Genomic DNA, 20,213 nt, shown 5'->3' with positions numbered 1-20,213 from the left:
GGAAGAGATAAGATGAAACGGATTAAATTATTATTATTCAATCTTTCTTGTTTAACCGCAGTCTTCTTGTACTGCGGTTTATTCTTTTCCCAAGTATCACTTTTGCCTAGCTACCAACCTTACCTAATGAAGATTTTAAAGATACCTGCGGCTTCTATGCCGTTAGATATTATGAAAATACTCATTAAGAATCCATTATTTATTACGATCCATTTGATCGTTGTTGTCGGAATTTCACTAGTTATTTATAAAAAAGAGGGGATGAAGGGATGAATTTTAAACACTCATGGGCTAGCCGGTTAAAATATGTTTTTCCCATAATGATGATGTTAGGAACATTGTTTGGGCTAAAAACAACTAATGTCTTTGCTGAAAAAGTTATTGTCGATCCGTCGAATCCAATTCAAAATGTGAAGAATAATTTTATTATTCCAAAAGATGTACCGAATGCCAAAACCAATATTACAGTAGAGGGAGCGTCAAAAACTTATAAATATCATGTGGATGCCAACAAAGGAGATTTCACAGCTGATTATGTAGGTTTAGTTGAGGGAAATAAAAATATACGCTATCCTTCGTTTCAAAAAGAGTATGGTGAAACCAACCTTGTTTTAGAAGGTGTAACAACCAATACGAAGGTCAATATTGACTATGGAAAAATCGGAACGTATAATGGCAAAAAAGTAAATATCAAGCTAGTTTTATCTAATATTCATTTATACTCGGATACGTTACCCTGGAATCTAATGGATAACGACTATACAAAAACTCACTTTCGAGACGATGGGTATAAAAATACGAATGGTGCAATGAGTAAATCCAAAAAAAGAACAGTCCTTTGGATCTCAGACAATCTTTTTTCAGGGATCGTTTACCATTCAACACAAATGAATGTGCAGCTAGTGGCCACATACGAGGACGGAAGTCCTGTTCAATTCTCAGGTGACACATTTATCAGTTTTAATTCTTTGAATCCAGCAGGAGGAAAAAGCACCGATCTTAAAGGAGAATATGCCCACTACGACAAAATGAATACGACAGATTGGTATGTCAGAAAAGATACGGTTCTTTCAGAATTCAAATCTTTCTACAACAATCTGAATGTAGTAGGGGGTAACCCAGGAGGAAGCTCTAAGCTGACACAAGCAGATCATGATTTCAATAATTTGCATGATAAATTAGGAGATCCGAAGTTTGGTCAAGGTACCGTGTCCTATAAAATATCTGAAGCAAATCCAACTTTTGTGATTGGTTCTTCTAACGTTCAGACCTGGTTTACTTTGTCTTCTGCGACGATTTTTAGTGTTGTTCCTGATCAACCTGAAAAAACAGGGGTTGATAAAAATGGAAATAATGTGAACGATACAATGTTGCAGGTAGGCGACACGATTCAATATCGAATCAAACAGAAGGTGAATCGATTAGGAGTAGATTTATTAGCGGTTTACGATCGATTTGAGTTAATCGATAATTTACCAAAAGAAGTCGATTACGTCGATGCACACGTTGAAAGTGGGACAAACAAAAAATTCGATACTTCTGGTGAAGTGACTTATGACAAAGCAAAACACCAGGTAAAATATGCAGCAAAAGCTGACACATTAAACAATCGAATAAAGTATGATGGTGAGACTTATGAATTAGTGATCAATGTGAAAGTCAATGAATTGGCCAATCAAAATAGTGTGGCCAAAAATCAGGGAACGTCGATCATTAATAAAGTAGAAAAGGATACCAATATCATTACCGTTTATTTTCCTAAAATTCCAGTGAAAGAAGTGCAACAAAATGGAAAAGATGTAAATGGACGAAATGGCGGTAAGAAAGGTACACCGACAGCACCTTTAAATGCAGGATCTGAAGTACAATACCTAGTCACTCAAAAATGGCATACAAAAGGTATAGACGCTGCGTCAGATCATTACAAGCAATTTAGTATTCAAGATCCAATTGAAGCTCGTTTAACGTATAAAGAAGGTTCTGCGCAAGTAATCGATAAGAGTACAGGAAAAGATATTACTTCTGAAGGCACGCTAATCTATGATAGCCATTCAAGAACGCTGAAGTGGGAAGCTTCCGCTGATTTCTTAAGCCACAATCTTTTAGATGGACGGGAAATCCAACTGATATTTACAGCTAAAACCCCACTAGAATCTGAAAAAAATATTGATAACCAAGCTGTAGCAGCAATAGATAACATTTCAAACAAAACGAATGTTGTGACAATCGGTGTTGATCCTAACTTGCCACAAGTAATTATTCCTAAAACAGGTTCTACACATTTAGTAACAATTTTAGGGATAAGTTTACTATTAATTGCGTTAGCTACTTTTAGCTATGCAGTTCTGAAGCTCAATTAAGCAAAAAAACAAGGCTGGTTTTCAGCCTTGTTTTTTTCTATTTGAAAATTGGGTTAGCACTAATAAATACGTTGTCTGAAGAAAGTGATCCGTCAGCAGAAACTTCATAAGCATGGGATAAACCAACGATACTTTGATTGTTGTAAAGCAAGTTTGCGTTATGAGCAGCGCTATCTTTCCACATAACCATGGCATTCACCGTTCCTGTATCTGAAAGGATCTCGTCCACGTAAAGGTAGAAACTATTAATATTTTCTCCTTTAGCACCATAACAGCCTAAGCTTTCTAATAAATCTTGGAAAGTACCGCCACCAGGTCGATAGTGACTGAAGCTTACTTGTAATTCTTTTGCACGAATATCTGCCGCTTGTTGAACGATATCATTGAATTGCATTGGCGCAACGCCATTTTGTTGACGGTAGCTATTTAACCAAGCAAGTTCTTTTTGGCGCACGTAGTTGTTTAAATCACTTAATGAGATATTTTTGTATTTGAAAGTGATCGTTCGATTTTGGTCAACATTGTTGATTGATCGTTGTCCATTTTTATCAACAGTCACAGATGAATCGTCATTTCTACACAAGAAGTAGTTTTGATTGGTCATATTTTTCCAAGAAGTAGAGAAACTATCTCCTTCGTAAACTGTTTGTGTTTCAGTAGATAAAACAACGTTTGTGTCAACGTTTATATGGTTCACAGTGACGTTGTATTCATGAGTATAGGCAAAATTGATTCCTTGATTGCTTGTAACGTTGTTTAAAGTCACAGTATTGCTAGAGCTTTCTCTAGGGTCAAGAACAAAATTACTGAACGTAGGTGCTTCAATTGTGATGCTTTGTCCATAAACGACAGGATAACTCTTCGTGTAGTTGTAAAGCTCCTGAATATTCGGATCACTGTCAGCTATTTTGTTTGGTCGAGCTTTTACTTCTACTAAGAAGACTTCATCATAAGTAAACGTTATAACGGTATTTTCGTTAATTGTTTTTGTTTGAGAGGAATCACCATTTACTTGAAATTGAGGTGCTTCATAATTCGATAAATCTGTTCTTGCTTTAGCTGTATAGCTTGTGCCAGCTTTAACGGCGACATTTTCTTCCTTCAATACCGATCCAGTTTGGCGATTGACATGACGAACTGTTACGGCATATTCTGAAGGTTTCGGTGTGTGTTGTAACCCTTTAAACGCTGAATCAAGGCTATTTTTAGCATTATTCACTTGTGTTTGAGAAGCCTTAGAATCGTCTAGTACTTTTTTAGCATTGGATAAAGCAGTCTGGAAATTATTCCAAGATCCTTCTGTAAAATCACCTTTAGCAGTTGATTTTACTTGGTTGTACAAGGATTGTAATTCAGCTTTGTTCACAGTAGGAGCTGGTTTTTTCTTTAATCCCTTGTAAGCAGAATCTAATGTATTTTTAGCATTATCCACTTGTGTTTGAGAAGCTTTTGAGTCATTTAACACTTTGTTAGCATTGTTTAAAGCAGTTTGAAATGTGTTCCAGGTATTGTCGGTATAGTCAGCTTTTTTAGTTCCCTTAACGCTTGTATAAAGAGCTTCTAAAGCGGATTTATTCACTTTGGGTGTAGAGGTGTCAGCGCCATACCAACCAATACCTTCGTATTTCCAACCATAGTCTTTGGTTAACCATTGTACTTCTTTCCAACTGGCAGTGTAATGATGTGAACCAGATTTTACGCCAGGAAGGAAAAGGCGGTAAATTGGTTTATTATTTTTTTCGGCAGAACGCCATGCAGGCCCTTCATAAGTCCAACCATAATTTTTGGTCAACCATTGTACTTCATCCCAGCTAGCAGTGTAGTGGTGATCACGTAATCCTTTATTATAGAGACGATAGACAAGGTGCCCACCGCTAGTCGGTGCTTCCCAAGCGGGGCCTTCATAATTCCCCCACTTAATCTTCACTAGGTGATCACGTTCTTTGGTGCTAGAGGTGTAAAAATGCTCATTGTTATTTGGATTATAAAGACGATACATGACGTTAGTCGAAGCAGCGTCAACCGATACAGCGAGACCAAGTGTAGCAGCAAATGTTCCAATGGCTAAAACAGTTTTTTTGTTTAAAATTTTCATGTTTTCAACTCCTAAATAGATTAAATATTATTACAAATTAATTATATGACGGTACACCGACAAAAGTCAAGAGTAATTTGACGGTTTGCCGACAAAAAGCAATAAAAAAACCAATACTCCATCAAAGGTATTGGTTTTCTTATTATATAATCTCAGTTATTTCTTTTCGCTTTTTCGCGACCTTAGTGAGTTTGATTGCATTGTCAAAACGCATTTTGTCGATTGAAGAGGTTTTATTAACCAAATCGATAACTGTAGTACGTGCGACACCAGATTCCGTATATATATCTTTAACGGAGATTCCACTTTCGAATAATAACCATTCGATTTCATTTTTATCTGCGTACATTATTGAAAGCTCCCTCTTGTTTTTTCTTTATTATAGCTCTTTTTTGTAATAAATCACAATATCAAGAAAACAATTTCTATAGAAAGAAGGAATTTTATGAGTATCCGTTCCCCGTGTAAGAAGAAGAAATTTGTTGCTACTTTCGTTATTTGATATACTTATAATATACAATGAAAGAAGGATTAAAATGACGAAAAAGCAACTATGGTTTGTCTCTATGTTTGCACTATTTTTTATCGTTTTAAGTGGATGTTCAAGTAACAAGAAATCCGAAGCTAAAGATGATAATAGTTTATTGCAGCCAGGGACTGTTTGGAAAAGAAAAATTGGTGGATTTTGGTATAAGTTGAAAATAGTAGATGATACCACTTGGGAATATTCTGAAGAAATGAGTCCTGAGCCTGTACAAGTAACAGTAGAAAAACAAAAAGATTATCAAGGGTTAGAGAGATATAAAGTAGTTGATTCAGCTGGTGTATACGAATTTATTAATAAACCCGATTATTTATTTATTGTTGTTCCTTATGAGAAGGATGGCGTAAATAAAATGATTTTACTTGGATCTAGTAAGGAAGAAAAGCGAACGAAAGAGGATTTGATTCATGATGGATCACAATCAAATCAATACAAATTACAAAAGACTAGCGAGTGATTGCTAGTCTTTTTCTTTACCCTAAAGGAGGAATTATAGTGGCAAAAGCTAAAACGCCATTTGAAAAAGCCGCGTCTAAGATCTTAGAACGCCGTGGTGTTTCTGAAACACAGTGGAAAAAGGAAGTCCTTGAAAAAGTACAATTTGACCTCTTACGGGGAAAAGATAAGGACTTAGAAGAATATATCTATCAACGTGAACGGGAAAAACTCGTTTTCGATGAAATTAGTAAACACTAAAAGGAGCGAACAATCTTATGTTTGAATCAATGACAATGAATTTTTTAACACAACCAAAAATGGTAGCTGCGGTTGATATTTTTAGAGCATTACAAAGTGCAGCCACTAGTTTAAAAAACAATCTAATGATTTTTGCCGCTGTTGCGGCCGTTGCCTCTATTGTTCTTGGGGGTACATTCTTCTTCTTCGGCCGAAGAGGAGCTGAAAATGGGAAAATGCACGTCGGTTATGTCTTGATGGGGGTAGGAGTTATTTTAGCCGCAGCTTCTATTATTGTTTCAATGTTTGCAATGTTTGGACAAACGCCACAAGGACTGTAAAAAATAAAAATTGAAGGAGTAAAAAGTAAATGACTACTTTTTACTCTTTTTTTTATGAAAGGAGAAAAGAAATGTACTTTACGATTACAAGCAATACAAAATCAGGAAAAAAACTTTTAAAAAAAGCTGTGAAAGAACAGGGAAAAGCTACAGTCTTACCCAAATCAATTAAATATTCTGTCATTGAAACAGAAGAACAACTACATGAGTTGGGAAAAATTTTGGAACAGGAAAATCAACCTTCGATTGAATTGACACTCACCTTGCATGATACGGAAGGAAAAATAGAAAAAGCTGGCACAGAATATGTTTTCGGTCCACTTTCTTATCTGGTGTCAGAAGGTTTCTACCCTACTTTGATGGACTTAGTCCGTCAGGATGTCTTTAAAGAAACAGATGAAACCATGAGTGTGGAAGAGTCTTATCGAAATGAAAAACTTCTTCAAGTGTTAGAAGAAGAGTTAGAGAACGATCAAAGAAAAGTGAGTCAAGTGAGTGAAGTTGAAGCGAACGAAGAAGTCCCATGGGAACGCCCCATCTTTCCAAAGGATGAATCAAACGAAAAAGAGACAGACCTTGTGAATGAACCATCTGACATTCCGACTCAAGCATTCATTTTTGAAGAAGAAACCAATGTGATGGATCCATTGGATGGCGATCCTTTTGAAGAAGTAATTGATGATGAAAAGATTACAGAAGTAGAAGTTGAGACAGTCGAGGCTACTGAAGAACCAACATGGACTGAAGGGGATTCTCAGGCGTATATTGAGCCACTGATCAGTGAAGAAGTCGAGAAAAAGGAAGCAGAGATACAAAAGGCAACGGTATTTGATTCTATATTGGATCAATATCCGCCTGCGTATGAATGGATGAAAGAAAAAAATCAATTATTTTTAAATGAACTCTACTCGAAATATCAATTACCTCAAACGTACCAAGCTTTTTTAGAGAGCAAAGAGGAATTAATCTCACAGGGGAAAGGCACACTTTTAGAACAGTTAGAGTCTGTTCAAGCAACAAATTGGCATGAACTAGCACAAGAAGATCTATTAGGAACCTTTGAAGAACGTCAACAAGAAACAGATCAAGAAATCAATGAGTATGCGACGGAACAGTCGTCTAATTGGGAGAAAGCCAAAGAAGAATTAACTAGAGAAGAAGAGCGAGTGATCGAAGAAGAAGTACAAAAAATTAAAGACCGCTACGAAAAGAAACGCGATAATGCGTATGCGTTGTGTGTCGAAAAAATCAATAATTTTACTAAGACCAATCAAGAAGCGTTGTCGAAAGAAAAAGAAAACTTGTTAAACGAACGTATCAGAGAACGAAAAGAAGAATTTTATCGCGGCTTACGTACAGATAAGCTAAAGATTAGTAAAGAATTAAATGAGCAACTGAATCAACTCTATCAAACAACGACCGAAGTTCTTCTGGAAAAACATGAGCAGATCCAACAAGAATTACAAGCCAAAATTCCAAAATGGAAAAAAGAATATACACTTCAACAAATTGAATTGAAAGAGCAAGAAGAAAAACAACTGCAAAATGAAAAAGAGCGTGAACAATTAGAATTAAAGAAACGAGAACAGGATCTTGCCGAACAGAAAATGAGGTTAGAACAACAACGATTAGCACAAGAAAAGGAAAAAGAAGCGGCTGCTCGTAAGGAACGCCAAGAACAAATGGATACATTGCGACAAGCACAGTTAAATTATCTAGCACAACCTCAACCAGTATCTTCAGTCGCTACTCTTCAAACGCAAGTGGACAATCAAGGAAATCAAACCCTTTCACCACGGCATTCCTTTAACGGATGGATGGTGGGATGTATTGCAAGTTTAAGCTTGCTTCTAGGCGGAGGGACCGTATTTGCTTTCAATCATATCAATCAATCTTCCCAAGCTGATTCTGTAGCAAAAACGGTATCCATCAAGGAAGAAGCCCAGGAGCAAGCAAGAAAAGAATATGAACAACAATTGGAAGAATTATTGAATCGTACCAATCAATCAACCATCGATTCAAGTACGGAAAAGAGTAAAGAGAGTGATTCTACTAAGACCAAAGAAGAATCAAGCGATTCAACGGTACAATCAACCTCTTCCGAAAGTTCAGAATCAAATGAGGTGAAATAATGCGCGTCAGAGAAACAACGAGACGAAAAGACAAACCTTTTAAATTAGAAAAAAAGAAATATCTTTCACATTTTTATCGCTATGCGCCAGCAGGTGAACGGTTACCAGGTAAGCATGATAAGCGAATCAAACAAAAACTAACGTATAGTGGTTTAGTCTATCTTCCTATTAACTATTTGGTTACAAGAATACCAGAAGCCTTTCATCGATTTGAGATAATTCCAGGGAGTTTACAAGGAATGAACCTTTTTCAATTACAGGAAATGCCGCAGGTATTCCAGTTTAATTCAACTGGTTTTTGGAATCCTTTGACCCCCGCAACAAGTTTAGGCACACGTTTAGTTGTTTCTACCATTTGTGTTGTGCCAGCTGTTCTTATGGGCTTGAAAATGGATATGTGGTTTCGCCCATTGGCAGATGGACAAAAGGGAGATAATCGCTTAATGACGTTAAAGGAAATCCAACAGATCTATCCTCAGATACCGGATACGAAAGGTTCTTTTGCTGGATATGGTGGCATTCCTATCACCCACTATAAAAAGGACTGGTATGTCCAAACAGATACCGTCAATACTTGTATTATTGGGACTTCTCGATCAGGGAAAGGGCAGATTGAAGTATTAGCGACTATTGATAATTTGTCTCGTGCAGAAAGACAAAGTTCCATGGTCGTCAATGATCCCAAAAATGAATTGTATGTAGCCAGCAAAGACGAATTAGAAGCCAGAGGTTATGATGTGTATGCCTATAATCTGACTGAACCGTTACAGTCCATGAGTGATAATCCGTTGGCTTTAATTGTAAAATATTGGCAACGAGGAGACGTAGATACCGCGACACAGCTAGCGAATACTTTTACCAACACGATTTATTATGATGCGAATGCTTCAGATAACAAATACTTTAACGAGAATGCACAGAAGGCTGTCAATGCGCTTATTTTTGCGTTGTTAGAACAAGCGGATCAAACAGGGGATTACACCAAATTAACACCAAATAATCTCGTTGAACTACTTTCAGAAATTGGTGGCTTCAATTATCAAGATCCGACGAATGAATTTAAGCAACTCAATGCTTTAGATGAGTTTATGAATCAGTTGCCACCTGGAAATCTAGCAAAAAAACAATATGGGGCAACGAAAATTGGTTCTGATAAAGCGAAAGGCAACATTCTATCGACGGCAATCACAGGATTGAATCCATTTACACTAACGAAAATTGCGAAGATGACTTCTCAATCAACGATTGATTATAAATCCGTTGGGTTTCCTAAATATTTAGATTTGAAATTACACGAAAGTCTGTTAAATCAGCGAATTAGAGTAGCGTTCTATCATGAAGGTAAAAAATTTCATGAAGAACGGGTCAAAGTAGGTTACAAAGGATTTTGTGAAGTCAATTTTGACTGCCATTTAGCAGCAGGTGATCAAGTTTGCTTAACATACGATCATCAAGGAAAAGAATTTGCGGCTTGGTATAGGTTTACTCAAGAAGCATTGAAAGACGAAAAAGGAGAAATCGTCTATCGAAAAAAACGTGGGGAAACCCATTTACCTGAGTTAAAAAAAGAGGCGGTTTTAACTTTAGAAGAGGATAAAAGCAATTTATTAGTCGAGTCGATTCGGATGCACTATACCGATAAACCAATGGCGATTTTTATGTTAACACCCGATTATGATCCCTCTAACCATATCATTGTTAGCATTTTTCTTAGTCAGTTGTATAAAGAATTATCTACACAATGTGTGAAGACCAAAGGCGATAAATGTCACCGCAGAATTCATTTCATTTTAGACGAATTCGGGAATATGCCAGCGATGGACAACATGGAAGGAATCATGACGGTTACGGCAGGTCGTAATATGTTATGGGATTTATTTATTCAATCCTATCAACAACTTTACGCGAAATATGGAGAAAAAAATGCAGGGATCATTAAGGAAAACTGCCAGACACATATCTATATTATGTCGACAGACGACAACACCATTGAAGAATTTTCTAAGAAGGTTGGAAATAAAACCGTTGAACAGGAAAACAGTACGATCAATGCTTTAGGAATGAATACTCATATCAATCGTAATGTTGATTCCGATCGTATCTTAACACCTGAGCGTATTTCAACTTTCTTAGAAGGAGAAACGATTGTACTCGCTCCGTTAAAACGACAAGATTTGAAAGGGCATAAAATACGACCGTATCCTATTTTTAATTCTGAAAAAACAAATAGTCCTTATGCTTATCAATATCTTGAAGATTTCGACACCTTAGGTCGAACCATTCATGATATTGATATTTATTGTACTCACGCAGATCTCGATTTAAAGGCTTTGCAGATTAATTATGACTATTTCCTACCAGATGAATATGCACGACAACTTTATCATAATATGCACGATCAAATAGAAGAGGAAGCTAAAGAAGACATTTTTATTAAAATCGTTCAATCTTTAGACAACTCAACAGCACAAAAATTACTTATTCAATTTTATGAAGAGAAGCAACTGGATCGGTTGCAAGAATACCTTGAAAAATTGCGTCAAAATGAAGAAATCACAGAGGTTATCAGTAAACGACTTTTATTAGAAGCTGAAAAGGCGGTGAAAGAATGATCATTGGAGGAATATTTTCCGACATTTCCGATTGGTGGTCAGGTTTATTTGGAGAAGGTAATGCCAGTCCAAAAGCTGTCACTAAAGTCTTACAAGATTATGGAAATTATTTGCAATATCAAGATGTATTTAGTTGGATCTACAATGCCTTTCTATGGGGGTTGATTAAGGGGTTATATAATCTCAATACTTTACTAGAAAAAACCATTTATCAAAGCTTTGACTTAAAAGAATTATTGAACGCCGCTGGTGTCAATGAACTGTTTCAAAGCTTGATCAGTAAAGTGTTAGGGCTGTTCTGTGTCGTCACGTTGATCTATATAGGCTTGAAATTTTTCATGAGTAAGAACCCACCAAAACCGAAAAATATCTTAGTGAATTTAGTTATGGCCATGATTTTGATTTTTGGTGGTAGCTCTTTGATCGATGAAGGGCTAAATATCAGTAAAAATTTTTACGGAGACGTAACTGCAGCAAATAAAGCAGAAAAATCTGGGTCACCTTCTTTCCAGATTATTCAGAATAATGTGATCGATGTAAGTACGTTACTAGCTACTGAGTCGAACAAAGTAGAATCGCTGCCAACCAACAAAAGAAATGCTCTCACAGCGAAAAACTTTAAAACAGCTAATATTAATTCAGTGATTATTCCTAAAGAAGCTGCTAAGATGGCTGATAACGAGAAGAGTGGATTATCAGATTTACAAAAAGATCGACTAAAGGCATTACAGTATCGACTAGAATTAGATGATAATGGGAAAGAAATCCCAGTAGAGATTAGTGATGAGGGGTTAGCTAAATATGTGTATACTTCAGGGTATCGTCGGTACAGTAGTAAACCAGGTATTATTTTAGCTGGGCAATCTTCTTTGGCGATAGCTTATTTATTTATCCTATTTACCATTGTCACTTGCATTATTGAGTTAGTATTTAAAAAATTCTATTTAGTGATTGCCGCGTCAACGGACTTTGAGACAGGCCAACGAATGAAAACGGCAATATATGATATTTCCGAATCCTTCTTATTATTAGCATTCACTATATTAGAATTACGCATCTATACCTTGATGTTATCCGGTGTCGGAGATTTACACGCGGCAGGAAAAATCAACGGATTCTTGTATGTGGTCGCTCTAATGGTATTAACCATTGCGCTATTCAAAGGCTCTCAATCTGTTACGAAAATTTTCGGTGTTGATACAAGTCTGAAAAACGGTAGCAATTCTCTACTTAGCATGTTTGCCTTAGGAAATATTGCGAAAAATGTGGGTAGTGGAACTAAAAACCTTGCAAGTGCAGGGAAAAGTGGTTTAAGTAATTTAAATGATATTCGTAAAAATGGCTTGAGCAATCAAAAAGATGTTCCCGATAATCACGGGGAAGATCAAATAGACGATAAAGCGACAACAATCCCTAATAGTAAGAAAACTGTTTCTGAAATGTTCGGGAAAGCGAAAAACGGGGTAGTCAAAGCGGCAGAAGGGCTTGGGTACGTCAATGAACGTGGACTAAAAGAAACAGCAGAAGATCTTACAGAAAAAGCGAAAGACACTTTAGAAGAGAAACTAGACGGCACTAGAGCTAAGGAATTGGCTGAAACGGTGAATAATCCATCTGAAGCACTAGAAAAACAAAAAGAAAAAGCTTCAGAAGTCAAAGAAGGACTAAAAGAAGCTTATGGTGAAGGACAAGTCAACGCAGCGGTGAAGGCAAATGCACCAACAGAAAAAGAAAACAAAGAAGGTGTAGCGATTCCTTCAGCCAAAGATCACCAAGAAGAGTTGCCTTCGAACGAAAATCCACTAGAAGAAAAAGGTTCAGAAGAAGGACAAAATGGTCAATTGCCAAAAACAGATCCAGAACAGTATCGCTATAAATCGGTTAACACTGAAAATGAAAAACGAATTTCAGATTTACCCAAACGAAATCAAGAATTACAAACGGATGAAGATTCCATCGATTTACCAAATGAAAATGGCATCGAGGTTGGCTCTGGAAAATCAACCAAAATTGATTTGCCTAAGACACAGAATTTACCACTCAAAGATAGCCATTTCAATCAATTGGATGAGCAGGAACAAAGCATTGTTCACCAATCAACTGCGGATAAGGTTCAACTGAAACCAAGTCGTTTGCCTGAAAACGGGAATCAGACAACGGTTTCTTATCAGTTATCTGAAAGTGGTGAGACAGGGAATGTGTCCGTTCAAAATATTGTGACAAAAGAAGCTGCACCCAAACCTATTCAACAAGTTCATACGGGTTATAAACCCGCAAATGTTGCATTTACTGCACCAACAAAAATAAATGTGACCAGAGAAACCAAAGACAAGAACAACGCATTGAAAGAACAACTATTGAAGGATATTAAACAATAAAAGGCCTACAAGTTAGGCCTTTTTTCTATACTATGTATGAAAAGGAGAAATTATTTGTGGACAAATACATTAATATGAAAAATCCTCCGAGATTTAGCGGCGAATGGAAGTTTTTCGCTTTTTTCTTTATCGATCTATTAACGATCGGTGGCTGCATTTTTTGGGCAAAAATGGTCAATAATATTGTCCATTTGCCGCTCTTTTTTGCCTTTTTGAATTATGGGTTATGGTTTACGATAGCCTTAGTGATTGTTTGGCGCCCCTATAATAATCCAGGTCAACGACAAATTTTTGCGATTATTGAGTCTCTTTTTTTTACGGATAAAAATCATTACCATGCCTTAGATCCTAATCGAAATTATCATGGCACTTATAAGGAGGAAGAATAAATGCGAGTTAAAGGGCAAAATTCCGTGGATAAGAAATCCATTTTGCAGTTTGGAAAACCAGAGGAACGCTCTCTTTTGGATTTATTTCCTTATAAATCTTGTTCAGCAGAGGGCGTCTTACGAACAAAAGAAGATCATTTCCAACGATATTATCGTGTAGTTTCTACAGACGTGGAAGGATTAAATGAACAAGAAAAACTGGAGCGAATGAATCAATTGACCACCGTCATGCGTACGTATGTACCAACAATTAAGTTAGTTAGTTTGACCACAGAGACAGATTTAACGGAACAAATTGTCGAAAAAAGACAGCTACTAGAGAAAAATCGGTTAGCACAAACCTTTGGAAAAAATTTACATCAACTGAGAAAATACGAAAAGAAATTGGTAGAAGAAATTCAAGAGCTTAAACGGGCCGAACAAGAACGTCCTGATTTAAGCTTCTTTTTCGTCATTGAAGGAAAGACAATCAAGGATTTACAATCCAGAAACCGTCAGTTAATGCGTTCCAGTGGTATTTTAGGATTAAAACCGCTCAACAAAAAAGAATTGATCAAAATTCTTTATCGAATGAACAACATGAATGACGAATAAGAAAGAGGGAGGAAATGATTCATGCTAGATATGATAAAAACAGCACTTTTGCCTCAGGAAAATCAACGGGTGATCGATCCATTAAAACAACTGGGCAATCGTGAGATAGAGATTTTAAAGTCCAAAGGTTATGATTTGGATTTTTTAAAACAAGTGATGCCTCAAGGTGGGTTAAATTTTGACGAAGAATACGTGACCTATGGCAATGGGTATTCGCGATGTGTGACCGTGTATCATTACACAAAAAATCCAACCCTTTTTTGGTTAGCCAACCTGATGAACAATCCACATACCGTATCCACACTCGATACTTGCACGGATGAAAAGCAAAAAGTGATTGATCAAATCAACCGCGCATTAGATGAATTAAATGACCGATCAGATAATGAACGAAAAGCAACCGACCGAAATAAAAGTGCGGAAGAATACTTGGATTTAGCGGAATATGCGCGAAAATTAACTTCGAATGGGGAAATTTCCAAACAAATCAAGGTTCGAGTGCATGTCTATGGGAATACGATTCAGGAAGTCGATGAACGGGCGCAGGAATTGATCGATAATCTAAAAGGAATGGATTATCGTGGGGTGACTTATCTGCACAAAACCAAAAGAGATTGGCAATCAATGTTCACCATGTTCGATGAACAAGCTGAATGGTTCGGAAATATCAAAGGACAATCGCTGCCATCGTTAAATATCGGCGGAGGCTTCCCGTTCCACCACCAAACGCTAAAAGATCCAGGAGGGACACAGTATGGCGAAACCATGACGGGTGGCCCATTCGTTTGGAATGCCACGTATAAAAATAGCGTCCGTTTGTCTACCAACACCTTGCTTCTAGGAATGATGGGGGCTGGTAAATCAACTGTTCTTAAAATGATTGCGGAATCCCATTTAGCTAAAGGAGATTTCATTTGGGGATTTGAAAAGGGAAAAGACTTTATTCCCTTTTTAAAAGAATATAATGGCATTATGGTGCGATTAGATGGGTCTGACGGAATGATCAATCCTTTAGAGATCTTTGCGACACGGACGTATGACGATGCTTCCAATCTGTATGAGGATGGATCAGTCAAAGATTTACTGATCAATGAAGCAGCGTCTTATCAAACGCATTTAGATAAAGTGGTTTACCAAGTACAACTTGTTAGTCCGCAATTAACAGGAACGATGAAAGCAGAATTCAAGACCTACTTGAATCGTTTTTATGAAGAGTATGGAACAGTGCCACGTGGCTTTACTTCCTCCAATGCGCGTTCAAATACTGAGGCACAAGTCACAGGGAAAGATCCAGAAGCTTATCCGACGTTCAAAGAATTTTTAGCCTTTTTAGGACAACTGGAACTACCAGGTGCTTCCCAAGAGAAAAAGAATCGGAAAGAAGAAATGGAATCTATCGTGGAATCCTTATGTGAGACGTATGGCATGATCTTTGATGGTCATAGTACGATTCGCCACCTTGACCAACAACAGTTGGTCTTTTTTGATATTGACTCTATTACAGGTTTAGATCGCGGGGTACAACAATGTCAAATGTACATGGCGATGACGTTGATTTGGAATCAAGCATTGATTCAAGGACGAAGACAACGACGTTTGATTAAAGAAAACCAGATGGAAGAACAAGACTTCAAACGTTTCTTGGCCATGATCGATGAGTGTCATAATGCAATAAATCCAGATTTCATTGAAACGGTCAATTATGTGACAAACTTCCAACGAGAAATGCGTAAAGTAGAAGCGATGACGGTTTTAGCTACCCAATCGCCACAAGAAATGGTGCCAGAAAATATGTCTTCTGATAACTTCTCGAAACTGAAGAAAGTCTTTGAATTTTCTTCTACGAAGATCTTCATGCGTATGGACGAATCTATTTTACGTCATATAGAAGGGTTAGTCGGTAAATCAATGACGAATTCAGAATTAGAATCGATTCCTCAACAAGAACAAGGAGAGGCCGTCATTAATTTTGGTTCGAAAGAGACAATTCGTGTTCATTTTAGTCCAAATAATCGACAGTTAAAATTGTTTGATGGAGGAAAATAATGGAAAGCCAAAATGAAAGTTTAATCAAGCAGTATGTTAAGCGTCGTACAAAGCGACGCTTATTTTTGTGGTTGTTTGGTACTTCTGCAGGTTTGCTTACCCTCTTGATCACTGTGTTTGTGACGCTTTTTCTAATACTGGCAGCGGGGTCGATTGATAACTCTGATTCAGGTTCAAGTAGTGGTGGTGAAGCTTTTACAGGAGAATACTCAGAAGGTTTACCCATCTATAAAGAAATCAAAGGGAAAGGTCCTTTTTCTGATGAGATTGCGCAATATGCCGTAGGAGCAGCCGTGAAATATAAATTATTACCAAGTGTGATTCTTTCGCAATACGGATATGAATCAGCGTTTGGCACGTCATTATCTGCTAAAAACGACTTGAATTTTTTTGGGATCACCTGGTTTGATGGGTGCTTGTTCCCCAAGGGAACCGCACGTGGAGTTGGCGGGATTGAAGGGGGTTGGTACATGAAGTTTCCCAATTCAAAAGCCGCATTCTCATATTACGGATTTATGGTAGCCACACAGTCCAATTTTAATGCTTGCGTTGGTAATAAAAGCCCTGGGGCGAGCCTATTGATCTTAGGTCGAGGGGGGTATGCCGCTGCGGGAATTACGGAAGATAGTGCGTATTATAAAAATTGTATGTCGATTATTAATAGCAATCAATTAACCGAATATGATGCATTCGCCATCAAACATTGGGGTGAAGGTGGCAATAATAATGGTCCAATTACTGGTGAATGGACGAACCCGTTCCCTGGTAGCAGTTTAGATAAAAGTTCCTTTAGCGGTGGGCAATTATTTGGAACGAATCCAGGGGGAGAGTTCCGACCAAATGGTTTCCATGACGGATTAGATTTTGGTTCAGTCGATCATCCAGGAAGTGAAATTCACGCGGTGCATGGAGGGAAAGTCGTGTACGTTGGCAATCCTGGTATTTCAGGTTTAGGTGCGTGTGTGATCGTGATTAATTACGACGGCTTGAATATGGTGTATCAAGAATTTGCAAATAGTACAGGGAATTCTCGTGTGAAAGTGGGAGATCAAGTGAAAGTTGGTCAAGTCATCGCAATTAGAGATACGGAACACTTACATTTAGGATTTACGCGAATGGATTGGCGTCAAGCACAAGGCCATGCCTTCATTGATGATGGGACGTGGATTGATCCCCTACCATTTTTGAACAGCAGTAAAAAATAATTTAGGAGAAAAACGATGGAAAATAAAACGTTAAAAATCGTCTTAACAGCCGCAATTAGTATTAGTTTAATTGGTAATATCGCGTTGTTTTGGCAGTTGAAAGAGGAACAAGCAACAAATACCTATCAAACAGAAGAAGTGGCTAAAAACGCGTCTGAGACGCTCAAAAAAAGTTCCTCTGAGGCACAGGCGAAGATCGACAAGTTAAATCAAACCATTCATGAGAAAAACCAAGAAATCGATCAGCTGAAGCAACAAGACGGCACAAAAGGAAAAGAAGAAGTCACTGAAGCACAAAGAAAGACGGCTGAAACATTTGGTCAATTAGCCATTGATAAATCATTAAGCAAGAATGAAGTAACAGAGAAACTAAAAGATGTCGCAACCCAAGAAGTGATCGACAAATTAAGTCCTGTAGACGATGGTCACCAGCATGATGACTACGGCAGTTACTCTTTTACATTAGGTGATGTGGAAACTTACGCTCAAGCAAGCAGTGAGAATGAAGAACAAAATTTTGTGGTCTTTGTGGACTATACGATCGGCAATCCTCAATTCAAAGATGTCAAACCACAAAAAATAAAAGGTGGAGTGACTGTGACTGAAAAACAAGTAGATGGACAATGGAAAGTCACAGACTTTAGTTACTTCACTCGATAGGAGGAGAAAATGAGTAAGAAAAAAGGAGCAAGACAACGGTTTAAAAAACGAAAAAGTTATCTTCGATGGCTGGGAATTTTGACGATTCTCGGCCTTTTAATCCTTGCGAGTCCGATTTATACGCATAAGAAAGTAGACGTACCAGATGAAGTAAGTACGAACACATTTTTAAACACGAAAGAACTGACGATGGTTTCAAAAGAAAAAGGAGCGGATCAAGAATTAGTTTTTGAATTTGCGATCGATGATGAGGATCAAAGCTTGTTAAAAGAACTCGCTAATCTTAATTATCGAGTAGAAGTAAAGACAGCAAAAGGCGATTATCAAGCAATAAAAGCCAAAGTGATCAAGGTGTCTGACGATTATTTTGTAGTGAAGTTAGCACATGTACCAGAAGAATATATCGCCATGCGCTTAACGATTATTCCTGAAAAAATCGATCCAAAGGTGGATATGCAAGAACCGCAAGATCTGATTTATTATGTTCACGAAGATAAGGTTAAGGATCAAGTGAAAGATGAAGATTACGAGCAACATGTGATCAATTACAAAGTGAAAGGATACAAGAAAGAACAAAAAACAGCACAACAACAGATGGAAACCTTACAAGCAACCATCGACTTGAATGAAGAGTTAGTGAAGAAACTAAAAGATCAATTACCTTATCAAGTCGCAGATGATCAAGAAAATACCGAGAACAAGATAAATGGTTACCAGCAAGAAATTGAAACATCGAAAACACAAATGAAAGATCAAGAAGAGATCATTCAAAAAATTCAAGAAAAAATTGATCGTATGTCAAAAGAAAATATTTAGAAGGACAGGTGGAGTGAAGGAAATGAAGCGAGCGAACTTGGTTGGCAAAGATACTTTCATTGAGCAAAAAGTATTGATTAACGCCTATCTCAAAGTAGTAAATGTTAAAGAAATATGTCAGGAAGTGAATTTATCAAACACGACAATATCTGAGTTGAAGAACGGTAGAAAAAATATAGATACCTTAAAATTCAGATCTTTTGAGGCTCTTTATTTGGCTGCAAAAAAATATTTTACAGCTGACAGTAAATAAAAACAGGAGGGTTTTATGTGAAAAAAGTATATCAAAAATGTTTATGGATCAGCTATATCAGCGTAGGTATAGCTGTTTTTTTCTTTAGTCTCGCTGTGATTGTCGCCCCAATTTTCTTTTGGTTTATCAATAAAGATTTGTCATTTTTGTTTATGAGTCTCCTATCGTGCATTGCGTTGATGTTTTCATTTTTAAAGATCCGAAAATTTGTGCCGTCACATTGGCAAGAAATGAAGAAGGAAATTAAAGAAGAAATCGAAATAAAATCCAATGACTGGATGGAACACACTTGGTTTCCATTGAAAGCGAATATCAAGCGAAAAGAATTTTGGATATTACAATTATGGCCATTAGGTAAACTCTGTAGTTACGGGTCTCGACTTATTCTTGATTTAATCGTTTACTCGATTGGAGTATTTGGAACGGCTTATTACTTAATAAATGATCCCAATAGGATTGCAGCATCAGACATTTTTACAGTGCTAATGACGTTGATTTTTGTCATACTATTGTCTATTTTTACTCAATTAGTCATGCAATTTACCAGGCAAAAATTAACAGCAGGAAAACTTTTCAAAAGCCTATTCGATTTAATTATTGTAAGTGCAATACTAGCGACTCTATTAAAACAAATCGAACAATCTGGAAGAACAACAAAAGGAGTGAAGGGATTTTTAATGACCTTTGTTCAATTTTTGAATGGACACATGTATTTGTTTGAAGTGGGTATTATTCTCTTTTTGATCGGGTATGTATCCACGAAACTTATTAAACGTTCAATTGAAAAAGAAATAGAGAGTGACCTGATCCCGACGCTTTCTGGTTATGAGTACTATGTTAACTATGGAAAGTATGACGGGTTACTTCTTACGAATACCGTCCATACGAGTATTCAAGAATTTACAAATAAGGAAATCAAAGACTCTATTCAGGGACAGAAAAAAAGGAAGTTCATTGATCGACAAAAGAAGGTTTACAATTTTTATGAAGTGGAAACAAGCTTACGATATGGAATAGGTAATGTATGGTTAGGTGGAAGCAATATCCAGCAAAACACATCCTATTTTCATTGGAAAAGTGGGGATCTAGAAATACCTAAAAAAACTTTATAAG

The 20,213-nt window shown here is 37.0% G+C and carries 18 protein-coding genes; 16 read left to right on the top strand and 2 right to left on the bottom strand.

The features are described 5' to 3' along the window. Window positions 1-12: 12 nt before the first annotated feature. Both IGK77_RS15205 and IGK77_RS15200 read left to right on the top strand, forming a co-directional pair. On the top strand, window positions 13-273 hold the full coding sequence (locus IGK77_RS15205; RefSeq protein ID WP_438713283.1) for a hypothetical protein: 261 nt from the start codon (window positions 13-15) through the stop codon (window positions 271-273). Continuing rightward, window positions 270-2,360 carry an isopeptide-forming domain-containing fimbrial protein gene (locus tag IGK77_RS15200; protein WP_438713282.1) on the top strand — a complete coding sequence of 697 codons (2,091 nt, stop codon included), beginning with the start codon at window positions 270-272 and terminating at the stop codon, window positions 2,358-2,360. The genes IGK77_RS15205 and IGK77_RS15200 overlap by 4 nt, the downstream gene beginning before the upstream one ends. Before the next feature lie 37 nt (window positions 2,361-2,397). Here the strand turns inward: IGK77_RS15200 and IGK77_RS15195 are convergent, their stop codons facing one another. Then, window positions 2,398-4,455, bottom strand: a complete 2,058-nt coding sequence (locus IGK77_RS15195; RefSeq protein ID WP_438713281.1) for a CAP domain-containing protein — start codon at window positions 4,453-4,455, stop codon at window positions 2,398-2,400. A gap of 142 nt (window positions 4,456-4,597) precedes the next feature. After that, window positions 4,598-4,804 carry a hypothetical protein gene (locus IGK77_RS15190; RefSeq protein ID WP_438713280.1) on the bottom strand — a complete coding sequence of 69 codons (207 nt, stop codon included), beginning with the start codon at window positions 4,802-4,804 and terminating at the stop codon, window positions 4,598-4,600. Between the two features lie 187 nt (window positions 4,805-4,991). Here IGK77_RS15190 and IGK77_RS15185 point away from each other — a divergent pair, with 187 nt between their 5' ends. The 14 genes from IGK77_RS15185 to IGK77_RS15120 all read left to right on the top strand — a co-directional run bounded on the left by IGK77_RS15185 (window position 4,992) and on the right by IGK77_RS15120 (window position 20,212). Then, on the top strand, window positions 4,992-5,456 hold the full coding sequence (locus IGK77_RS15185; RefSeq protein WP_438713279.1) for a hypothetical protein: 465 nt from the start codon (window positions 4,992-4,994) through the stop codon (window positions 5,454-5,456). Then, window positions 5,453-5,695, top strand: coding sequence for a DUF5415 family protein (locus IGK77_RS15180; protein ID WP_438713278.1), 243 nt, complete (start codon window positions 5,453-5,455; stop codon window positions 5,693-5,695). The genes IGK77_RS15185 and IGK77_RS15180 overlap by 4 nt, the downstream gene beginning before the upstream one ends. 17 nt (window positions 5,696-5,712) lie before the next feature. Next, window positions 5,713-6,015 carry a hypothetical protein gene (locus IGK77_RS15175; RefSeq protein WP_023523801.1) on the top strand — a complete coding sequence of 101 codons (303 nt, stop codon included), beginning with the start codon at window positions 5,713-5,715 and terminating at the stop codon, window positions 6,013-6,015. Window positions 6,016-6,086: 71 nt separating this feature from the next. Further along, on the top strand, window positions 6,087-8,147 hold the full coding sequence (locus IGK77_RS15170) for a hypothetical protein (RefSeq protein WP_438713277.1): 2,061 nt from the start codon (window positions 6,087-6,089) through the stop codon (window positions 8,145-8,147). Then, window positions 8,147-10,759 (top strand): VirD4-like conjugal transfer protein, CD1115 family, encoded by a 2,613-nt coding sequence (locus tag IGK77_RS15165; protein ID WP_438713276.1) that lies wholly within the window; start codon window positions 8,147-8,149, stop codon window positions 10,757-10,759. Before IGK77_RS15170 ends, IGK77_RS15165 begins: the two co-directional genes overlap by 1 nt. Beyond that, on the top strand, window positions 10,756-13,137 hold the full coding sequence (locus IGK77_RS15160; protein WP_438713275.1) for a pLS20_p028 family conjugation system transmembrane protein: 2,382 nt from the start codon (window positions 10,756-10,758) through the stop codon (window positions 13,135-13,137). Before IGK77_RS15165 ends, IGK77_RS15160 begins: the two co-directional genes overlap by 4 nt. Window positions 13,138-13,169: 32 nt before the next feature. Further along, window positions 13,170-13,526 (top strand): hypothetical protein, encoded by a 357-nt coding sequence (locus IGK77_RS15155; protein WP_041684735.1) that lies wholly within the window; start codon window positions 13,170-13,172, stop codon window positions 13,524-13,526. Beyond that, entirely contained in the window at window positions 13,527-14,120 is a 594-nt protein-coding gene (locus tag IGK77_RS15150; RefSeq protein ID WP_438713274.1) for a hypothetical protein, read from the top strand. 21 nt (window positions 14,121-14,141) lie between these two features. Continuing rightward, window positions 14,142-16,166 (top strand): VirB4 family type IV secretion system protein, encoded by a 2,025-nt coding sequence (locus tag IGK77_RS15145; protein WP_438713273.1) that lies wholly within the window; start codon window positions 14,142-14,144, stop codon window positions 16,164-16,166. After that, window positions 16,166-17,371, top strand: coding sequence for a glucosaminidase domain-containing protein (locus tag IGK77_RS15140; RefSeq protein WP_108145557.1), 1,206 nt, complete (start codon window positions 16,166-16,168; stop codon window positions 17,369-17,371). The genes IGK77_RS15145 and IGK77_RS15140 overlap by 1 nt, the downstream gene beginning before the upstream one ends. A gap of 15 nt (window positions 17,372-17,386) precedes the next feature. Then, window positions 17,387-18,031 (top strand): hypothetical protein, encoded by a 645-nt coding sequence (locus tag IGK77_RS15135; RefSeq protein WP_438713272.1) that lies wholly within the window; start codon window positions 17,387-17,389, stop codon window positions 18,029-18,031. A gap of 9 nt (window positions 18,032-18,040) precedes the next feature. Continuing rightward, window positions 18,041-18,847: a hypothetical protein gene (locus tag IGK77_RS15130; protein WP_438713271.1), complete on the top strand. Its 807-nt coding sequence runs from the start codon at window positions 18,041-18,043 to the stop codon at window positions 18,845-18,847. 22 nt (window positions 18,848-18,869) lie between these two features. Then, entirely contained in the window at window positions 18,870-19,100 is a 231-nt protein-coding gene (locus IGK77_RS15125) for a hypothetical protein (protein ID WP_108145554.1), read from the top strand. A gap of 17 nt (window positions 19,101-19,117) precedes the next feature. Further along, window positions 19,118-20,212, top strand: coding sequence for a hypothetical protein (locus tag IGK77_RS15120; RefSeq protein WP_438713270.1), 1,095 nt, complete (start codon window positions 19,118-19,120; stop codon window positions 20,210-20,212). Window position 20,213: the final 1 nt, after the last annotated feature.

The organism is Enterococcus sp. DIV0806c (assembly GCF_051710905.1).
In the GTDB taxonomy this organism is placed as follows: Bacteria; Bacillota; Bacilli; order Lactobacillales; family Enterococcaceae; genus Enterococcus_B; species Enterococcus_B mundtii.
Note: the sequence above shows the minus strand (reverse complement) of the source record. Positions and strands in the feature narration are given on the sequence as shown.

Excerpts from the sequence above, each read along its gene's own strand:
- IGK77_RS15205 (WP_438713283.1), top strand. The coding sequence starts at position 13 with ATGAAACGGATTAAATTATTATTATTCAATCTTTCTTGTTTAACCGCA.
- IGK77_RS15200 (WP_438713282.1), top strand. The coding sequence starts at position 270 with ATGAATTTTAAACACTCATGGGCTAGCCGGTTAAAATATGTTTTTCCC.
- IGK77_RS15195 (WP_438713281.1), bottom strand. The coding sequence starts at position 4,455 with ATGAAAATTTTAAACAAAAAAACTGTTTTAGCCATTGGAACATTTGCT.
- IGK77_RS15190 (WP_438713280.1), bottom strand. The coding sequence starts at position 4,804 with ATGTACGCAGATAAAAATGAAATCGAATGGTTATTATTCGAAAGTGGA.
- IGK77_RS15185 (WP_438713279.1), top strand. The coding sequence starts at position 4,992 with ATGACGAAAAAGCAACTATGGTTTGTCTCTATGTTTGCACTATTTTTT.
- IGK77_RS15175 (WP_023523801.1), top strand. The coding sequence starts at position 5,713 with ATGTTTGAATCAATGACAATGAATTTTTTAACACAACCAAAAATGGTA.
- IGK77_RS15170 (WP_438713277.1), top strand. The coding sequence starts at position 6,087 with ATGTACTTTACGATTACAAGCAATACAAAATCAGGAAAAAAACTTTTA.
- IGK77_RS15165 (WP_438713276.1), top strand. The coding sequence starts at position 8,147 with ATGCGCGTCAGAGAAACAACGAGACGAAAAGACAAACCTTTTAAATTA.
- IGK77_RS15160 (WP_438713275.1), top strand. The coding sequence starts at position 10,756 with ATGATCATTGGAGGAATATTTTCCGACATTTCCGATTGGTGGTCAGGT.
- IGK77_RS15155 (WP_041684735.1), top strand. The coding sequence starts at position 13,170 with ATGTATGAAAAGGAGAAATTATTTGTGGACAAATACATTAATATGAAA.
- IGK77_RS15150 (WP_438713274.1), top strand. The coding sequence starts at position 13,527 with ATGCGAGTTAAAGGGCAAAATTCCGTGGATAAGAAATCCATTTTGCAG.
- IGK77_RS15145 (WP_438713273.1), top strand. The coding sequence starts at position 14,142 with ATGCTAGATATGATAAAAACAGCACTTTTGCCTCAGGAAAATCAACGG.
- IGK77_RS15140 (WP_108145557.1), top strand. The coding sequence starts at position 16,166 with ATGGAAAGCCAAAATGAAAGTTTAATCAAGCAGTATGTTAAGCGTCGT.
- IGK77_RS15135 (WP_438713272.1), top strand. The coding sequence starts at position 17,387 with ATGGAAAATAAAACGTTAAAAATCGTCTTAACAGCCGCAATTAGTATT.
- IGK77_RS15130 (WP_438713271.1), top strand. The coding sequence starts at position 18,041 with ATGAGTAAGAAAAAAGGAGCAAGACAACGGTTTAAAAAACGAAAAAGT.
- IGK77_RS15125 (WP_108145554.1), top strand. The coding sequence starts at position 18,870 with ATGAAGCGAGCGAACTTGGTTGGCAAAGATACTTTCATTGAGCAAAAA.